This is a genomic window from Bradyrhizobium murdochi (assembly GCF_000472965.1).
Lineage (GTDB): Bacteria > Pseudomonadota > Alphaproteobacteria > Rhizobiales > Xanthobacteraceae > Bradyrhizobium > Bradyrhizobium murdochi.
Map to the genome: position 1 here is coordinate 18773 of NZ_AXAU01000038.1, position 17014 is coordinate 35786.

The following is a 17014-nucleotide window of genomic DNA, read 5'->3' on the forward strand; positions in this document are numbered from 1 at the left end:
AGAAACCCCCGGTTTGGGGGGCGGTTTCTCATGAGTGCCCAGTATGAACGACTGCTTGAAGGTGGAAGTCCTCTATCCAACCGCATGACGGCGAAGCGTAGCGGAGTGCAACGACGCCATCGCGAAGGGGGTCTGAAGAAGCCGTGGAGCAAAGCCGCGGACGGACTAATCTAAAGCGTGATGAGGTTAGCTTAAATTGGGATTCCCAAATCAGGAGACCTCTGATTTACCATGAGGGCTCGGCGTGGAGGCCAGCATGGATGGGCAAGCCTTTCTCTGAGGTCTTCGGAAGCGGGTCGTTGTAGGTTGTTACCGGCGGATTGTCCGGGAGCGAGGCGGCTAGACAGTTCGGTGTTGCGGTCAGCACAGCCGTTGGATGGGTGCGACGGCATCGGGAGACCGGCAGCGTGGCGCCCGGCAGGATGGGTGGCCACGGGCCGAGGGCGATTTCCCGCGAACATCGTGTCTGCGTTTTTGGGCGAATCAAGGGGACTTCACCTTGCGCGGCTTGGTCGCCGAGCTCGCTGATCGCGGGCTGAAGGCTGATTACCGTTGAGTGGGAGTTCGTCCACGCCGAGAAGCTCAGCTTCAAAGAAGGTGCGGCTGGCGAACGGAACTGTCCGGACCTCGCCAGACGGCGAGCTCAGTGGATCAAATATCAAGATCGCATCGAACCTGAGCGCTTGGTCTTCAGCGACGAGATCTGGACCAGGACCGATATGACTGTCTTGCGGGGGTGGGCGCCCCGTGGCCAGAGGATTCCCAGCAAGATTCCGCACGGCCGCTGGAAGACCATGACCTTCCTGGCCGCATTGCATCATGACCGGATCGAGGCGCCATGGTTTCTCGAGGGGCCGAACGATGGCGAGTTTCCGCCTCTACGTCGAGAAAGTCCTCCTTTCGACGCTTCATCCCGGCGAAATCCTAATCATGGACAATCTCGGCAGCCATAGAAGCAATCGTGCGTCAGCTTACCGGCCTCTTCAATTTCACAGAAGTGCCGCTATTGTGAACCCAGAGCCGATCCTTGGGCATCGTGCGACCGTCTTTGCTCCGTCTCCGTGCTGGAGACTTCGCAGATATGGTGTGCTCGACCTCGGACCCCAGGACACTCAAGTGTTCCGCAAGCCTTGCGAACAGCTTTTCCAGGCCAGTCGCCAGATCGCTGATCAATCTTCATTCGGCTGCATCAGTGCGGAGCTTTTTCAAGTGCTTCTGCAGGTCTTTCATCGGTATGCCGTCGAGCCGCCTATTCAGACCAATTAATCGGGGTGTACTTCAGCTCCCGCTGGTCCATTTCCGAACGAAGCAATTCAGCATAGGTGCGCAGATTGTTACCAACAAAGCGGCAACGTCCGGCGTTCGCGCGACCGGCCAACACTTGCCGCCGCACACTTTCCCAAAGAGACAATAAGCTCTCATCTTTCGAGCTTGAAAAGTTCATCCGGACGCCCCAATTCTTGCGCGCAGATGCTACAGGCATCTCAAGGGCCGGAGCGTTCGTTTCGGACATTCCCACGCAGAAACCAAGTACCCGTTGCACATTAGCCACACGAGTTTTTCGGTCACCCGCGCTGCGCCTATCACATCGGTTTGAGCAGAACCGCTGGGTTTTGCCGCTTCTGTCTTTGATCGTTCCACATGTTGCCAGCTAGCCGCTGTGGCTTAGACTCATCAGTTGGCTGCGATCCCACCTCGTGCTCAGAAAATAATTTGACGTGTAAGCGGTCGCGCAGTTCAAAGGAAGTGAGCGATGGAGGTGGCATATGTATTCGGCTCTTGTCGGGACTCTTATTTTTTTGAGCATCGGCATACTATTGGCCCACGCGATGGATGCTTTTCGTTCGGGTTCGTGAGAGCAATTCCCGATACGGACGATCCGCTCATGCAAACATGCTGCGCCAGCCTTCGTCTGACGACGGATCGCGCCCGGGTGAAGCGATCGAGTGCTTGTCTCAACGCCGTCATGCGTGCGGAGCCCTCTCCCGCAAGCCTAGCCATGTCGGCGGCGTCGCGCTTAGCCGCTCCGGAGATCCGGGCCATTGGAGACTTCAGCGATCCGAAGGTGATCCGGAATTCGGCGAACTGGCCGACGATCTGATCGCGCGCGGGGATCGTATTGTTCTCACAAGTCTGCGCGAGGCTCAGATCAGACCCGATCAGGAAGTCGCCGATATAGGTGCCGTCTAGCTTCTAGTTGAACCGCCTCAGCCAATCCTTTCAAGGTCGACTAAGCACCTTTTAAGATTGTCATTCGCTTAGGCTGAGAACCTTCTCGTCTCATCCTGCCGCGCTTGAAATGCGGCTCGACTGGTCCTGCACTCACCGCGCTCAAGTGTCTGCAGACCCTCGTGAGATCGCTCGACACATTCTCCGGGATAAAGTTATGCTTTGAGCGGCATCATTTTGGAAAAGAACGCCTTTGACGCTGTCTCCTCGCACCCGGAAGCCCCTCGAACTTGAGCTCCACGAGTGGGACCAGGCCTTCCGTCCCTCCAACACCCTTCCCATGCTCTTGATCAGCGATCTGAACATCCTGGACTTGTCTCGACCGAAAAAGGCCATCTGCTATCTTCGCGCAGCTCTAGGACTTGGCCTCGAGAAGCCCATCGTTCTTCCAATTGGGCGAATGGGCGCCGTGCAGCGAACCGGCTGGTTGATGCGGTGGCAAAGCTCAAGGAGAACAGGCAGGCGCACATCACGGTTTGGTGGAATGGCGGTTCTCTCGGCGGCGCAGCCTTTCCGGGAGAGGCTCTATCCCACGCTGGACATACTGGTAACCAACGCCGACAACGGCGATGATTGAGAAGATGCCGACAAAGAGGTAAGCGGTCATCACGGCTAAAAATAACAGATACCCGATCGTCGTGACGGGCGCGGCTCAGACGCGATGATAAAGCCGAAAATGTGAGATGCCGCACAAATCTGTGGAGCAGCGGGGTGCGAATTGCGGCGCTGGCTTGCGCGGCTCGCGAGATCGGGTGCTACTTGATATTGTCCGAACAATTCGAAATGATCGATCAGAAACGTGCTTGTGAACGCGAATATCCATCCGACGAATGAGACTGTCGCAGCCGTCACCGCGCCATAGCTTCCTCGGCCTGCCGAATGGCACTACCAGCAGCGTGAGGCTCGCAGCGATAAGTACTTCGCTCAATGCGCCTCGGCACTTATTGTCTCCAGGAGCCTTTGAAGCGCTTGCGCGTCATGACGCTGTGGTGCATGGCAAACGGAACCATCCGACCCCTCTACGGCAAGCGATTCGATGCATGTCTGCCGGCCCGTGTCGATCGTCTTCGGCCCGACTAGGCAGCTCGCGAAACCGACAGCACATAAAACTGTGATGAAGAAAGCGATTTCCGCGGCCGATCCGTAGAGAAAACTGACGATCCTTGAAAATCGAATTCCGGACGACTCCTGGATGATTGGGTTGGTTGGGGGCATGATCGACTCCGCTAAGCCAACACTGCCCCACGCAGGGCAATAAAGAACACCAAACTCACGGCTCAAAGCCAAGAGGCACTTGGTTTGTCGGTAACTCGATAATAGCTGTTTTTGAGGAAAGAATCGTCCGGAATCTGCTCAACAGGCCTCTCGATCCTGGTAGCTGAACGGTAGTCGAACGGTCGCGCTACGCTCCGACCGTGCGGTCGTTCTTATGGCCGGGCTATCCAGCGCTTCGACCGAATTGCGCGACGACGACGAAATTAAGGCGCTCTACCTGGGCGCTTGCCGCGAAGTGCCGTCAGCAAGAAGCCGCTGACGCCTGCCGTTGCCTGACTTTGATTGACAGAGGGGAAACTGGCCTGGCTACGGACAATCTAGCGCGCAGGATCAATCGAGACGCTTGTTCTCGAACTATAGGCGGAGCAATCGACATGTTCTCGATGGTCTGCACTATGAAGGCGACGATCGGCGGTATGGCGATCCGCAGGGCTTGCGCTAGGACGACAGTGTTCATGGGGCCAGCGGGGTGGGGGCCAGCCGGGTCTCCTGGTCAGAAAATTGTGAGATGAACGCCCTCATAAACCCGCATCGAGGCGAGCGGCGATATATTTTTCGATACGGAGGCAATGATTTTAGAACGGGATAGGAGTGTCAGGTACCCCCCCCGGTACCAATCGGAGTACCAGTTTGTGGTGCAGGAACCGCTTGGCGCGATGGCGAGCACTGGCAGTTTTAAGGCGCTCCGATAAGCAGCACCCGCTGCAGTGCCCCGCGAATGTTTCCGTCGTCATAGACACGAACACGCGTCGCCGGTCCACGGCCTTGGCTTTTCGACTCCGATCTACAGCATCGCTCGCCTTATAATCCTGTCGGGCAGGGAGAGGGGTTAGCAAGTTTTCGTTCGGTGACTCACAACATCAAACCGGCTTTTCTGGCAGCGCGAAGTGCGCAATTCGTGTCCAACACCTGACAGCGGCACAAAGCCTGTCAGGTTCAGAACACCGGTCGGCTTGGGCTCCGTGGAGTTTTTTCAAAGCGTAGTCAGACGCTTAATGCGCGCTGACAAAGATGGCACGGCTGTTGCTGTTGAGAGCCAGCAACACTGAGTCAGGGCTGAGTGCATCCAGAGCGAAAAACGAGCGATGCTCCTTCCTTTGAACCCGTGTGCCCCGTTCTGAGAGAGATAAGCTGGCGCAAAAAGTCGCGCAACGTTTGGCAAAGTTATGGAGAACAACATGGTGCTGCGCATGGAATCCCCAGCTCCTCCGATCAAGGTGGAGAACTGGCTGCGTGGCCAGCCCCTCACGACCTTCCAACCGGGAAAAGTGTACATCGTCGAATTTTGGGCAACTTGGTGCGGACCCTGTGTGGCGGCGATGCCCCATCTGGTGCAGCTGCAAGAAAAATACAAAGACGGCGGAGTTGAGGTCCTCGGAGTCGCAGCTTACGAACGAGCTCGAACGGCGGACGAGGCCCGAACCAACTTGGACGCATGGTTGACCGAAAACTTCTCGAATCTCAACTACCGGATCGGATTCGACTACACAGGCAATATGAACAAGCTTTGGATGGATCCGAGCTTTTCTGTCGGGATTCCCACCTCGTTCGTAGTCGACCGTGACGGCCACATCGCCTTTATCGGTTTTCCAACGCAACTCCATGACGTTCTGCCAAAAATTCTTAACGGCGGCTGGCGCACCAGCGATGAAGCTAGAGCCGCCGATACGGAGCGGATCGCCGAAGGCGAACGCACAATGCGCGAAACGACGCGCAAGCGAGCGTTGACTGAGCCAATCTTCGCCAAACTTACGCCGGCGATGAAGGCGGAGGATTGGGCGAAGGCGCTTTCGGCGGTCGAAGAGGCCGTCGCTGTGATGCCGGACGACGTCAACTTCCGCGTGCTCCATGCGGATCTGTTGCTTCACAAAATGCGCGACTTGCACACCGGCTTGCCAGTCATGCGCCAATTGGTTCGCGATGCGATCGATAAAAAATCCGAGCTGTGGATGGCCGGGGCGATGCGCCAACTCTTCGATCCGGCGAATGACAACTCTCACTTCCCGCCTGCCGAGCGCTTTGCGATGGGTAAGGAGTTGTCCGAACACATCCTGGCACTGAATCCTCCGCAACGCGGCGACGGCTCCAAGTTCCTGTCCTATGGGGCGGTCGCTCAGTATTATTATGAGAGCGGCAACAAGGATCGCGCGATCGAGTTGGTCGACGTGGCGCTGAAGTCGTTGGACGGTCCTAAGCCTATCCCCGACAAACTGAAACAGCAGGTTATGTCGCTGTTGGTCCAAGCGCTTGCCAACTACAAGGGTGAGAAGGCTTGCTACGGGGGCTCTTTGTGCGACTCCGCAAGACGGGTTTCCGAAAGAATCAAAGCGCAGGCGCCGGAAGAGAAAGCATGAAAAAGGATCGTAGTCGGAATTGCTCACGGGCCAATTCGTCCATTTCTCCGGCGGGCCAGTGGCAACTAAAGACCATCGAGCACAGCGCTGGATCGTTTGCGGCAGGTTGGAGGTTCAAATTGCGATGACCTCCGGCCGGATCGAGGCAGACGTGATCTTGTAGGTGAAGCCGCGCCGTCATCCCATGACGCAAACACTCTGACGGTCTTAACGTCTACACGAAAATGCTGAACGACTCCTTCGTCACCAAAATGCATCCTTGCGTACAGCCATGGCGGCGGCCGGACTTACGCGGCCATCAACATGCTTCTGCAGACGGGCGACGATGAACCACGCCGATCCGCATGCCTGGCTCACAGTAACTATCGAACGGATCGCGCAGGGCTGGCCGATGTCTCAGATCGATGCTCTCAGCTTGAGGAACCCTCAAGCTTGAAAAGCTTCAGCTACGCTTACGCAAAGAGGGGGTGAGATGGGCAGAAGATTTCGATCGCAGCCCCCCAGACTCCGGGCATTACTGCGTCGCCTCGGACAGCAGCGCCAAGCATTGGGCACATCGCGTCTGGATCGAAAGGATCTTACGCCGCGTGCGGCAGAAACCGCTGGCGCCATGATCGTTCAAAATGACAAGCGACCCACCGCGATCGGCGTGGTGATCCCGTTCGTGTTCCGTCACTGGCTGAAGCAGCCCGTCCGCGTCGCGATCGTCCTCGTCGGCTTCTTAGGTGCAACGGTGGCCGACCTGTTCATGCCGGTCTACTCCGGCCATTTGGTGGACGCGCTGAAATCAGGTCCGTCCGACCAAGCGGCGCGACATGCGGCGTTCGTCGCGTTCGGCGGCATCGTCGCGCTTGGTCCGCTGTCGATCATCCTGCGTCTTATCGGCCTGCAGGCGATCGCGCCCTTCACGCTGACGACAATGTCGGACGTGGCACGCGAGGCTTTCATGCGGGTGCAGCGGTTCTCGACCGACTGGCACGCCAACTCTTTCGCCGGCTCGACCGTGCGCAAGATCACGCGCGGCATGTGGGCGCTCGACCTCCTCAACAACACGATCCTGATGATATTGTTGCCGTCGCTGGCGGTGCTCGTGGGCTCGATGATCCTGCTCGGTCTGCATTGGCCCGTGCTCGGCGGCGTGATCGGCCTCGGCGCGGTGATCTATGTCGCGATGACGACGGCATTTACGAGCGGCTACATCGCACCGGCGGCGCGTGTCTCCAATGCCTGGGACACGAAGGTTGGCGGCACGCTGGCGGACGCGCTCACCTGCAACGCAGTGGTGAAATCCTTCGGCGCGGAAGCGCTTGAGGATGCGCGGCTTAACGGTGTCATCAGCCGCTGGCGGGCGCGGGCGCGGCGCAGCTTGCTGCGCCACAACGCCACCAACACAGTGCAGCTCGTAGTGCTCTTGTGCCTTCGCGCATCCGTGATCGGCGGCGCTATTCTGCTGTGGATCGCCGGGCGCGCCTCGCCGGGCGACGTCACCTACGTGCTGACGAGCTACTATATCATCCACGCCTATTTGCGTGACGTCGGTATTCACATCAACAATCTGCAGCGTTCGGTGAACGACATGGAGGAGCTTGTCACCATTTACGGCGAGCCGATCGGCATTGTCGATGCGCCCGGCGCCAAACCGATCGACATTCAGGGCGGAAGGATCACGTTCGAGGACGTGACTTTCCTTTATGGCGGCCATCGCGCGCCGCTCTATGACGGATTGTCGATCGACATCCGCGCTGGCGAACGGGTCGGCCTAGTCGGCCGCTCCGGCTCCGGCAAAACCACCTTCGTCAAGCTGGTGCAGCGGCTCTACGACGTCTCCGGCGGCCGCATCCTGATCGACGGCCGGGATGTCGCGAAAGCGACGCAGCAGTCGCTGCGCAGCCAGATCGCGATCGTGCAGCAGGAACCGATCCTGTTTCACCGCTCGCTGGCGGAGAACATCGCCTATGGCCGGCCAGGCGCCAGCATGACGGCAATCGAGCAGGCGGCGCGGCTCGCCAATGCGCATGACTTCATCCTGCACCTGCCGAAGGGCTACGGCACGCTGGTGGGCGAGCGCGGCGTAAAGCTGTCGGGCGGCGAGCGGCAGCGTGTCGCGCTGGCGCGCGCGTTCCTTGCGGACGCACCGGTCCTGATCCTGGACGAGGCGACCTCCAGCCTCGATTCGGAATCGGAGGCGCTGATCCAGCAGGCGATGGAGCGGCTGATGAAGGGACGCACCTCGATCGTGATCGCACACCGACTGTCGACGGTGCGCAGCCTCGATCGCATCCTGGTGTTCGACCGTGGCGAGATCGTCGAGCAGGGCACCCACGCCGCGCTGATCGCGCGGCCGGGCGGCGTTTATCGCGGACTGTTCGAGCGGCAGGCCATCGAGTTCGGTCAGATCTCGGCGGCAGGCCAGACTAAAGAATGGCTGGCCGTGTCCTCGCAGCCTTAGCGCTATTTGCCTTTGGCTGTAGCTGATTGGCATCGCGCCGGTCAGCCCTCCGACATCGCAATCGAAATTCATCGCGAAGGTGTAGGATTGTCTTGGAGGGCGAGCGTCTCTAAAGCGGGAATAGGGCGGTTGTCGGAAGGACAATCGGAGATTCTGGGCCTTTTTTGGGGCGAGTATTATGACGAAAGCGAACAGAAGCTATTCGCTCACCGTGCCAAAGCTGCTTTCGATTTTTGTGCGACTGTTTCGGGATAGCGAATTACCCAAGATCCGTCTGGCGACCTTGAATTGTGCCAATTGGATAAGGACTTGAGCGGCGGATCTGGTGTTCAGGCACTGATTACGAGAGACTTTTTCAAGACGAGCTTGTCATCAGGTTAAAGAAGGGACCTCGTCATCCTTTTGGCATCATCCTTAAGCAAGCGTGCGAGTTCGCCTCAAGAGGTCACCTTCGTCATTTGACGGCCTGCATTGTCGTGTTCAGCCATGTCCAGTTGAGGGCGTTATGTCCGCAACTCAACACTAACGCTTAAGTATTCTCGGCCCCGGAGTGAAGAGCATGGATTTTTGCCTCTTCAAGCGGGGCCTGCTCAACCTTTTGGTGGCACGCTGATTGCTGGGACACGGTGAAGGATCTGTTGCGATCATGGCGGTCCCGCAGCTGCCCGCCTACGGAGACAGATGAAGCTTGCTCGACCACAACATGGGGCTGCACTGTTGAGTGCGGCTTCGTTAAGTGAAACTTTGCCGCTTCCATCACGGGTTCCGCTGTCGTTGATCGCGCTGGATACCTCTCAATGGCCGGCTTTGATTAGCATTCAACCCGGTTACTCCCGAGCGAATGCAAACCAGTGTGGCCGGATTAAGTCGCGATGTGGTGCGGCACATACTGCGAGAACTCCCCAACCTACAGCATGGAGTAGCTGAACATGGCACATTGGTCTGCTTCGGTGCTCGCAGACGCTTGCAAATCGGGCGATTGGGATGGGCAACTACCTGCAGCCGCATCAATTCGCTCCAGCATCTTTGTTGGTAGTGGTACGCTAGCTATCAGATGTGCTCAGCTAGTAAGTAAGATGGGTCATGTCGTCTGCGCGGCGCTGTGTGCCGACGCCATATTCCGGGATTGGGCTGCTCGCGCCAATGTCTTGTGCGTAGAGAATGTTGAAGAGCTCTCGGCGTTGATGAATGCCGATCCGGTAGAGTGGATATTCTCCGTCGGAAATCCATTCATATTGCCACCGGATGTGTTTGCCCGAGTCCGTGAAGGCGCTTTCATTTATCAAGACGGTCCGTTGCCACGATATGTGGGAGCTCATTCGATGTCGTGGGCGCGGCTGACCCAAGAGACCGACTATGACGTCGCGTGGCATCGTATCAATGATGGTATTAATCCGGGTGAGTTGGTGGTTGAGCGCCAAGTTTCTATTGCGTCAACCGATACGGCGTTGACCCTGAACCTCAAATGTCATGAAGCCGCTGTCGAAGCTTTCCGAGAGCTTCTCGCTGACTTAACGAATGGAGAGCTCCATGCTGGTCCGCAGGCGCTAGTGGATGGAAGTGTGTTTCCGAGGCGTCGATGCCCGGATGCTGCGGGCTGTCTGCAATGGAATCGATCCGCGCAAGATCTCTCAGCGATCACACGCGCCTTAGACTATGGGCCGTATCATTTCAATCCGTTGTGTCTGCCCAAGGCGCACCTGAGCGATGATGTTGTCGCAGTCAGGCGCTTGGAGGTATCTGCTGGACGCTGCGGCCTGCCGGCAGGGACCCTGGTTGAAATCCTCCTCAGCCACTGGCGTGTGGCGACAGAGACAGAGGATGTTGATGTTTGGTTTGGCAGCTCAGACGGTCAGACTCTGGATGCACGGACACTCGCGAGGCAGTCCGGTCTGAATGTAGGCGATCGCCTCCCGATTTTGAGCGATGAGGAGGCGCGGAGCGCAACTGTTGCGCATGTCGGAAACTGCGGCTTCGCCCAGATGGCAGTCGAGTTCCTGGCTCATTCCAAGTGCTTTGGGGCCGAGTTGTCGCCAGCTGATCGCACTGAGTACTTGCTGAGTGCTTGGCTGATCTATCTCGCCCGCATTACGGTAGAATCAGACCTTCAATTGGGGTGGACTCCCGCAACGAATGGATCGCGAGGCGCGATGAGGGCGGTGGAGGTGCTTGTCGCCCCTGTCGTGCCGATGCAAATGACGATCGACCTCGGTCGTGATTTTGCAGGATTACGCAGGGCGGTCGCGGCCGAATGCGCGGATCTGAAGGAGCACGGTACTTTTCCGTGGGATCTTATCGCGCGCTCTCCAACCTTGCGGGGCAAGGAGGCGCTACAATCGCGCCGACCCTGGCCGATTGGCGTGACGGTGACCGCAAATTGCTGTTCTGCCGCTGGTAATCTAGCTTCGAGCCCGAGTTCTGAGACGGCCCTATCCGGTGATTTGCTGGCGTTTGAGGTTTGCGCTCTGGATGGGAGCTTTCGGTGGCACTTTGATGCCAGTCGCTTGGCGCCCAAGCGGATCGATCGTATGACGCAGCACTTGCAAAACTTGTTGTGTGCTGTGATAGCCGATGCGCAACAGCCGGTCGCTCGGGTTGAGCTGCTGTCGTCCGAGGAGCGCGCATACGTCTTGGAGGAGCTGAACCGGACAGCGGCGCCCTATCCGTCGGAGCGGTGCATCTATGAGCTGTTTGAGGCGCAGGTGCGCCAGGCGCCGGATGCGATGGCGGTGACCTATGCGGGCGAGCACTTAAGCTATGGCGATCTCAATGCGCACGCGAACCGGCTCGCACATCATCTGATCGCGCTCGGGGTGAGGCCGGATCAGCCGGTCGCGATCTGCCTTCAGCGCAGCGTTGCGATGGTGGTGGGGCTGCTCGCGATCCAGAAGGCAGGGGGCGCATATCTGCCGCTCGATCCGGCTTATCCGTCCGCGCGGCTGCGGCAGGTTCTTGAGGATGCGGTGCCGCAGCTGGTGCTAGCCGATGCGGCGGGACGCGCCGCGCTGGGCGATGTGGGCGTCGATGTGACGGTGGTCGATCTCGCGACGGCGACACCGCCTTGGGCAAATCTGCCGGCGTCGAATCCGGATGCGCGCGCGCTCGGTCTGACCTCGCGCCATCTCGCCTATGTGATCTACACCTCGGAATCATCAGGCACGCCCAAAGGCGTCGAAATGTCCCACGGCTCGCTGATGAATTTGCTCTGGTCCTCACCGGAGCTTGGCACGCCCAAACGACGTACACTTCAGTTCACGACCCTGAATTTCGACGTGTCGCTCCAGGAATTGTTCAGTTGCTGGAGGGACGGCGGGCTGCTCGTGCTCGTGCAGGAAGAGACCCGTGCGGACTTCTCCGCCTTGCTGGAATTTGTGTGGCGTGAGGCGATTGAGCGGCTTTTCCTCCCGTTCGTAGCGTTGAACCATTTTGCGGAGGTCTGGGGCGCTGAGGGAGTGCTGCTGCCCTCTCTGAGGGAGATCTACACAGCGGGTGAGCAATTGCGGGTCACTCCAATGCTAAGGTCGTTCTTCGAATTGCACCCGCGGGCGAGGTTGATCAATCAGTATGGGCCCACAGAAACCCACATTGTCACGGAGCATCGTCTCGGGGCGAACCCAGCATGTTGGCCGCAATTGCCTCCCGTCGGCCGACCGATCGCGAACACGCAGATTTACTTGCTTGATTGTCGTGGTGAACCCGTTCCGTTTGGGGCCGTGGGGGAGCTTTACATTGGTGGCGCGGGGGTCGCCCGTGGCTATCTGAACCGTCCCGAGCTGACCGCGGAGCGTTTTTTGGCCGATCCGTTCAGCGGTGAGGCGGGGGCGCGGATGTACCGGACCGGCGACCTTGCGCGCTATCTGCCGGACGGCAATCTGGAGTGTTTGGGCCGCAACGGCGACTAGGTGAAGATCCGCGGCTTCCAGATCGAACCCGGTGAGGTCGTGGCGCGGCTGCACTGAGCACCCGTCGGTACGCGACGCGGTGGTGCATGCCGAACGCCTTCCCCACTCTTCACCGCTGGATCGGCGTGTGCAACTGCCCGTTCAGCGCTTCTGCAATCTCGGACAATGTACGGGGAACTCCGTCCGGATGGCGCAGGACTCGCGCTACTGGTCGTTGTTGTCGAAAGCCGGCGCGAACGCGACCAACGCCGGGCGCGCGATCGCAGTGCTGGATAGTCCGATTCTATTCGAGAGTCTGGTTTGGCTGATCCGCGCGTTCCTGCTGCTGAGTTCCGCGAGATCGCCATATCGATCTTGTCGGGCTCCTATGTGCGGATTCCGATGATCTCGCCCGGGTGTACCGATTTGATCTCGGTCGATGCCGATTGAACGAACCCGCTACGCGGGAGTGGGGGCAAGCCTGCTGAACTGAGGTGTCCTGTCTGAGAGGATGTTGGTCTTCGCACCACCCCTCTCAAGACAGGAGACCCAGATGGCTACGATGAGCCCTCTTCGGCAGCGCATGATCGAGGACATGACAGTCCGCAATCTGTCGCCGTCGACTCAACAATCCTACATCTATGCGATCGCAAAGTTTAGCCGCCATTTCGGCTACGCCCCGGACCGGTTGAGTTTCGAGCAGGTCCGCGCCTACCAACTGCATCTCATCAGCCAAAAGCGTTCGCGGTCGCACATCAATCAGGTGGCCTGCGCCCTGCGGTTCTTCTACGGCGTCACACTCGGGCAGACGGAGGCATTTGCGCTGATTGCGGTAGCAGCGCCGATTCCCTCAGGGCTACTGCTAGCCTTAGTAGGTTCGTTATTTTTCAGTTCTCAGGTAAGTACATGGGGCCGTTCTTAGGAAAAACGCGTCATGCAATGACGCTTAGACGCGCACGTCCGGTCGCTATGTCCACAGTTCGCGCAATCTGACAAAAGCCTGCTTGTTCATGAATCTCTTACTTGCAAAAGGAGACGACTATGGGTGAGGTGATTGGCGAGCCAACTAACATGCGAGCTTTCGAAGCCTTAGAATCGAACGTCCGCTTGTACTCACGTTCGCTTCCGGCTGTTTTCAGTCGAGCGCGCGGCTCCATTATGTTAACGGATTGTGGCCGAGAGGTCATTGACTTCCTCTCTGGTGCCGGAACGCTGAACTACGGCCACAACAATCATGAGATCAAAGCTGCTATTGCGGAGTATCTGGTGTCGGATGCCGTAATCCACGGGCTCGACATGGCCACTCCTGCGAAGCGCGAATTCATGGAGATCTTCGACTCTGTCATACTTCGGGAGCGGGGTCTGCAGCACTATCGTTTTCAGTTCACGGGGCCAACAGGTGCAAATGCCGTTGAGGCAGCTTTAAAGCTCTCACGCAAAATCACAGGACGTCAAAATGTCATCTCATTCACGCATGGATATCACGGCCTGAGTTTGGGAGCGACGGCCGTGACCGGTCGTCGTCTTTTTCGCACAGCCAGCGGCGTGTCTTTGTCCGGCGCGACCTTCATGCCCTATGATGGCTATCTTGGGCCAGCTGTTGATACGGCTGACTACCTGCGGAAGGTATTGCTGGACGAAAGCAGTGGCATCGATTCTCCAGCTGCCATTCTCGTCGAAACTGTGCAGGGGGAAGGGGGAATAAATGTAGCTGGCAAGGAATGGTTGCGATCAGTTCAGGCCGTAGCAAAAGATGTTGATGCCCTTTTCATAGTTGATGATATCCAAATGGGTTGCGGTCGTACAGGAGAATTCTTTAGTTTCGAGTTCGCAGGGTTGTCGCCCGATATTGTCGTAATGTCGAAGTCGCTAAGTGGTTACGGCCTGCCACTGTCAATGCTGTTGATCAAAGAGGAACGCGACGCCTGGCGGCCAGGAGAACACACAGCCACGTTTCGAGGAAACAACCTTGCGCTTGTATCTGCTACTGCAGCTATAAACATTTATTGGCGCAGCCGGACTTTCTCACAAGGAGTGCAGCGCATGGGAGAGCTTATGCGCCGTCGGCTTAATGCCATTGCATCCGAGCATGGAAACAGTTTTGCTGTTCGTGGAAGGGGCATGGCGCTGGGGTTTGATTGCCAAATCGCCGAAATCGCAGAGGCGACGACACGCAAGGCATTTGAGAAGGGATTGATTATCGAACGATGCGGACCCATTGATCAGGTCGTAAAATTTTTGCCTGCGCTCACGATCGATCTTGAGACATTAAATCAAGGCATTGACATATTCGCAGTATCTCTAGCCGAGACAATGAAACAGGCCAGGGTCGCAGCGACCTGACAGCACTGGTCATCCAGACGAGGCCAGAGTCGGCAATGATGGCGCGACGGCGCGCCGGGGAACATCGCGTGGTCGGCGGAGTTGGTCCGGGTTGCTCAGCCGATTGCACTCTCGAGCCGACGGCCCGCTTGCAACCGGGCCGAAGCCTCTCGGCGAGCGTATCCTCGGGATCGACGCGCTGAGTTCTCTTGCAGTCCATTTCCTCCCGCCGCAGCAGGACTTGCCGACGTGGACCCGAGGCGACACCGCTCGGCCATAAGCTCCCGGATGCGCGTATTTCCCCATCGACCGGCTACCGCTCAAGAACACTCTGCCGCCGTTTGAATGCTGATCGGCGTCAGCCTCCGCTTCACTCGAATGTCGGACACAAATTTGCTCACCAGAGTACGTAGTTGTCTCGGTCCGTCACTAATGATGTACCATGAATTAGTAACTCGCCGGAATAGGCTGGGACGAGAGGACAAGGTGCAGCGATGAAAAGCGGAGTTAATCCGTTGCACGTCTCGCGCCTCCTTCAAGTATATGACGCAGCCGCAGCCCAAAGAGGAATCAAGCTTTCGATAGGATTCGATTTTCAAGAGTATGTCTCGATCACACGGGCCACCCCAACAAAGCGACCGACATATCCCAATTTCCGGCCCGATCGCTCACCAATTAAATCAGGCGAGGGGTATTGGATCGTGGGCGTTGACAAAAAGAAGGAGGTTGCGCTTCTACAGGCTGCTCGACTGTATGATCTTTCGCACAGCAACTTTGCAGAGCATCTTCAATCCCTCAAGGCGTTTTACGCTAATCCAGCCATACATGCACATCCTCAGGACCGTTGTACTTGCGCAGCACCAAGTGCGAAGAAGATGACCGGGAAAATAGCTTACCACGGGGATACTTGGATCCGCGGAGACTTTAGAGGACAGAGTATGGCCAAGGTCATCGGAGGAATAGCGCGCGGTGTGTCTTTTGCGATGTGGGCCCCTGACTTCGTATGTGGACTTGTCGCGCGTTGGACACTGGAGAAGGGCGTCTACGAAATAACGCATCATGAACCCGGCGGGTCGATACTACAGCTGGTAGAAGAGGATATTGTGGACGACGATTGGCTAGTTTGGATAACCGGCGAGGAGTTGAGGAGCGAGGTTGAGCATCACGATAGAACCGATCTACTCTTAGCCCCATCATCTTCGCCGGCACGACCAGGCGGTACTTAACGTTGGGTGCAGCCACGCAATCTTGGCAAGAATTCGGCGCTGATCGGGGATAGTCGGCGAGCCTTTGCTTGGCCGCATACCGCGTCCTCGACAGGGCGGCCTCGTCGAGAATAATGCGGCGCAAATTCCTCATTCCAACCACGACCGTCGAAGCCAGTACGATTGCTCCTCACTGGATCGCTGTGCGGCTCAGGATCAAATGCATCGGTGCCCATGGGTGCATCTACGGCATGATCACATTCCGCGGCAATGCCGAATCCGGAAGAGGCTTATTGCGGCCACAAAGGAGGTGTCCCTACCAGCGGCGTCGGTGGCACCGCGCTCCGGGAGATACGGACTGGCCGAGCCGTGCGTTGGGAGTTGTTCACGCAAAACGAATGTTAACGATTCGGCGCGGGGGACAGCTAATCCTATTCACATCTTATTCCAGGTTCAGCCGCGGTGAAGTGCAGCGTTATCTCCTAGCCTTTGGATCGGTGGTCGAAACCCTGAGAGACCTGAGGAGTGTCGTTCGAGCGTTTCCGGGCCATGGAACTTTGCTTCGGCATTGCGTCCTCCCTATCGAGCCGGCGGCTCGACAGAGCAGCCTTCGGCCTGACGCTCTTCATCGAGGCCTCGCTGATGGCGCGAGGTCGATCTCAGCGGCGCACATGACTTACATGCTTAAGGGCATCGACACATAGATTCTTAACTGTCGCCCTCGGATCGATTGGATCGAGAGAGAGCAAAACGCCACCTCCACCTGAGTCTGTAATTGTTGCCCAAGCAATGTGCGACCTAGTTCTGGGATATCTTGATATCATGAGCGGCTTTGCCAAACTTGTGCAGTAGCGCCAGGCTCACAAATCACGACAAATCGAGGGCGGGAGCTATCGCCGAAAGTTGGTGACGGTGGGAATCGGAAAGGCGGCATATCGTGGGGGTGCTTGACGCCTCCACTTCTCCACCGAAGGAGCGATATGCCGTATCCAAGGATAACATCATCAAGCTGATTCAGCCAGGAAACGTCGCCGATCAACTCACAGAAGTCCTGCGTCGCGGGGCACGAGCCCTTCTCGCCCAGGCGGTCGAGGCCGAGGTCGCGGACTTTCTCGGCAAGCATGCCGATTTGAAGACCGCGGATGGCTACCAGCGCGTCGTCCGCCACGGTCACCTGCCGGAGCGCGAGGTGANGACNGGTATCGGTCCGGTCGCTGTGCGCCAACCACGTGTGCGCGATCGCGAGGCGGACGCCACCGATCCCGACCGCATCCGGTTCTCGCCGTCGATCCTGCCACC

General features: G+C 57.9%; 7 protein-coding genes and 2 pseudogenes. 8 read left to right on the plus strand and 1 reads right to left on the minus strand.

Annotated elements, in window-relative coordinates:
* Nucleotides 1-1249: 1249 nt before the first annotated feature.
* Entirely contained in the window at nucleotides 1250-1513 is a 264-nt protein-coding gene (locus YUO_RS46795; RefSeq protein WP_156908918.1) for a hypothetical protein, read from the minus strand.
* A gap of 3169 nt (nucleotides 1514-4682) precedes the next feature.
* Between YUO_RS46795 and YUO_RS0135755 the strand changes: the two genes are divergently transcribed.
* From YUO_RS0135755 to YUO_RS0135795, 8 genes and pseudogenes are all read left to right on the plus strand, one after another.
* Nucleotides 4683-5858, plus strand: a complete 1176-nt coding sequence (locus YUO_RS0135755; RefSeq protein WP_156908919.1) for a TlpA disulfide reductase family protein — start codon at nucleotides 4683-4685, stop codon at nucleotides 5856-5858.
* Nucleotides 5859-6183: 325 nt separating this feature from the next.
* A complete protein-coding gene (locus tag YUO_RS49285; protein ID WP_488226348.1) occupies nucleotides 6184-6294 on the plus strand; it encodes a transposase domain-containing protein in 111 nt (36 codons plus the stop codon).
* 174 nt (nucleotides 6295-6468) lie between these two features.
* Nucleotides 6469-8307, plus strand: coding sequence for an ABC transporter ATP-binding protein (locus tag YUO_RS0135760; protein WP_028351460.1), 1839 nt, complete (start codon nucleotides 6469-6471; stop codon nucleotides 8305-8307).
* A 1076-nt stretch (nucleotides 8308-9383) separates the two neighbouring features.
* Complete coding sequence (locus YUO_RS46805; RefSeq protein ID WP_198028165.1) at nucleotides 9384-12209, plus strand: amino acid adenylation domain-containing protein; 2826 nt, start codon at nucleotides 9384-9386, stop codon at nucleotides 12207-12209.
* 532 nt (nucleotides 12210-12741) lie between these two features.
* Nucleotides 12742-13026 (plus strand): annotated as a pseudogene (locus YUO_RS42980) (site-specific integrase); the annotation flags it as partial.
* A gap of 233 nt (nucleotides 13027-13259) precedes the next feature.
* Nucleotides 13260-14531 carry a diaminobutyrate--2-oxoglutarate transaminase gene (ectB, locus tag YUO_RS0135785; RefSeq protein WP_028351464.1) on the plus strand — a complete coding sequence of 424 codons (1272 nt, stop codon included), beginning with the start codon at nucleotides 13260-13262 and terminating at the stop codon, nucleotides 14529-14531.
* 680 nt (nucleotides 14532-15211) lie between these two features.
* On the plus strand, nucleotides 15212-15736 hold the full coding sequence (locus YUO_RS45685; protein WP_156908920.1) for a hypothetical protein: 525 nt from the start codon (nucleotides 15212-15214) through the stop codon (nucleotides 15734-15736).
* Nucleotides 15737-16658: 922 nt separating this feature from the next.
* Nucleotides 16659-17014, plus strand: a pseudogene (locus YUO_RS0135795) (hypothetical protein); the annotation flags it as partial.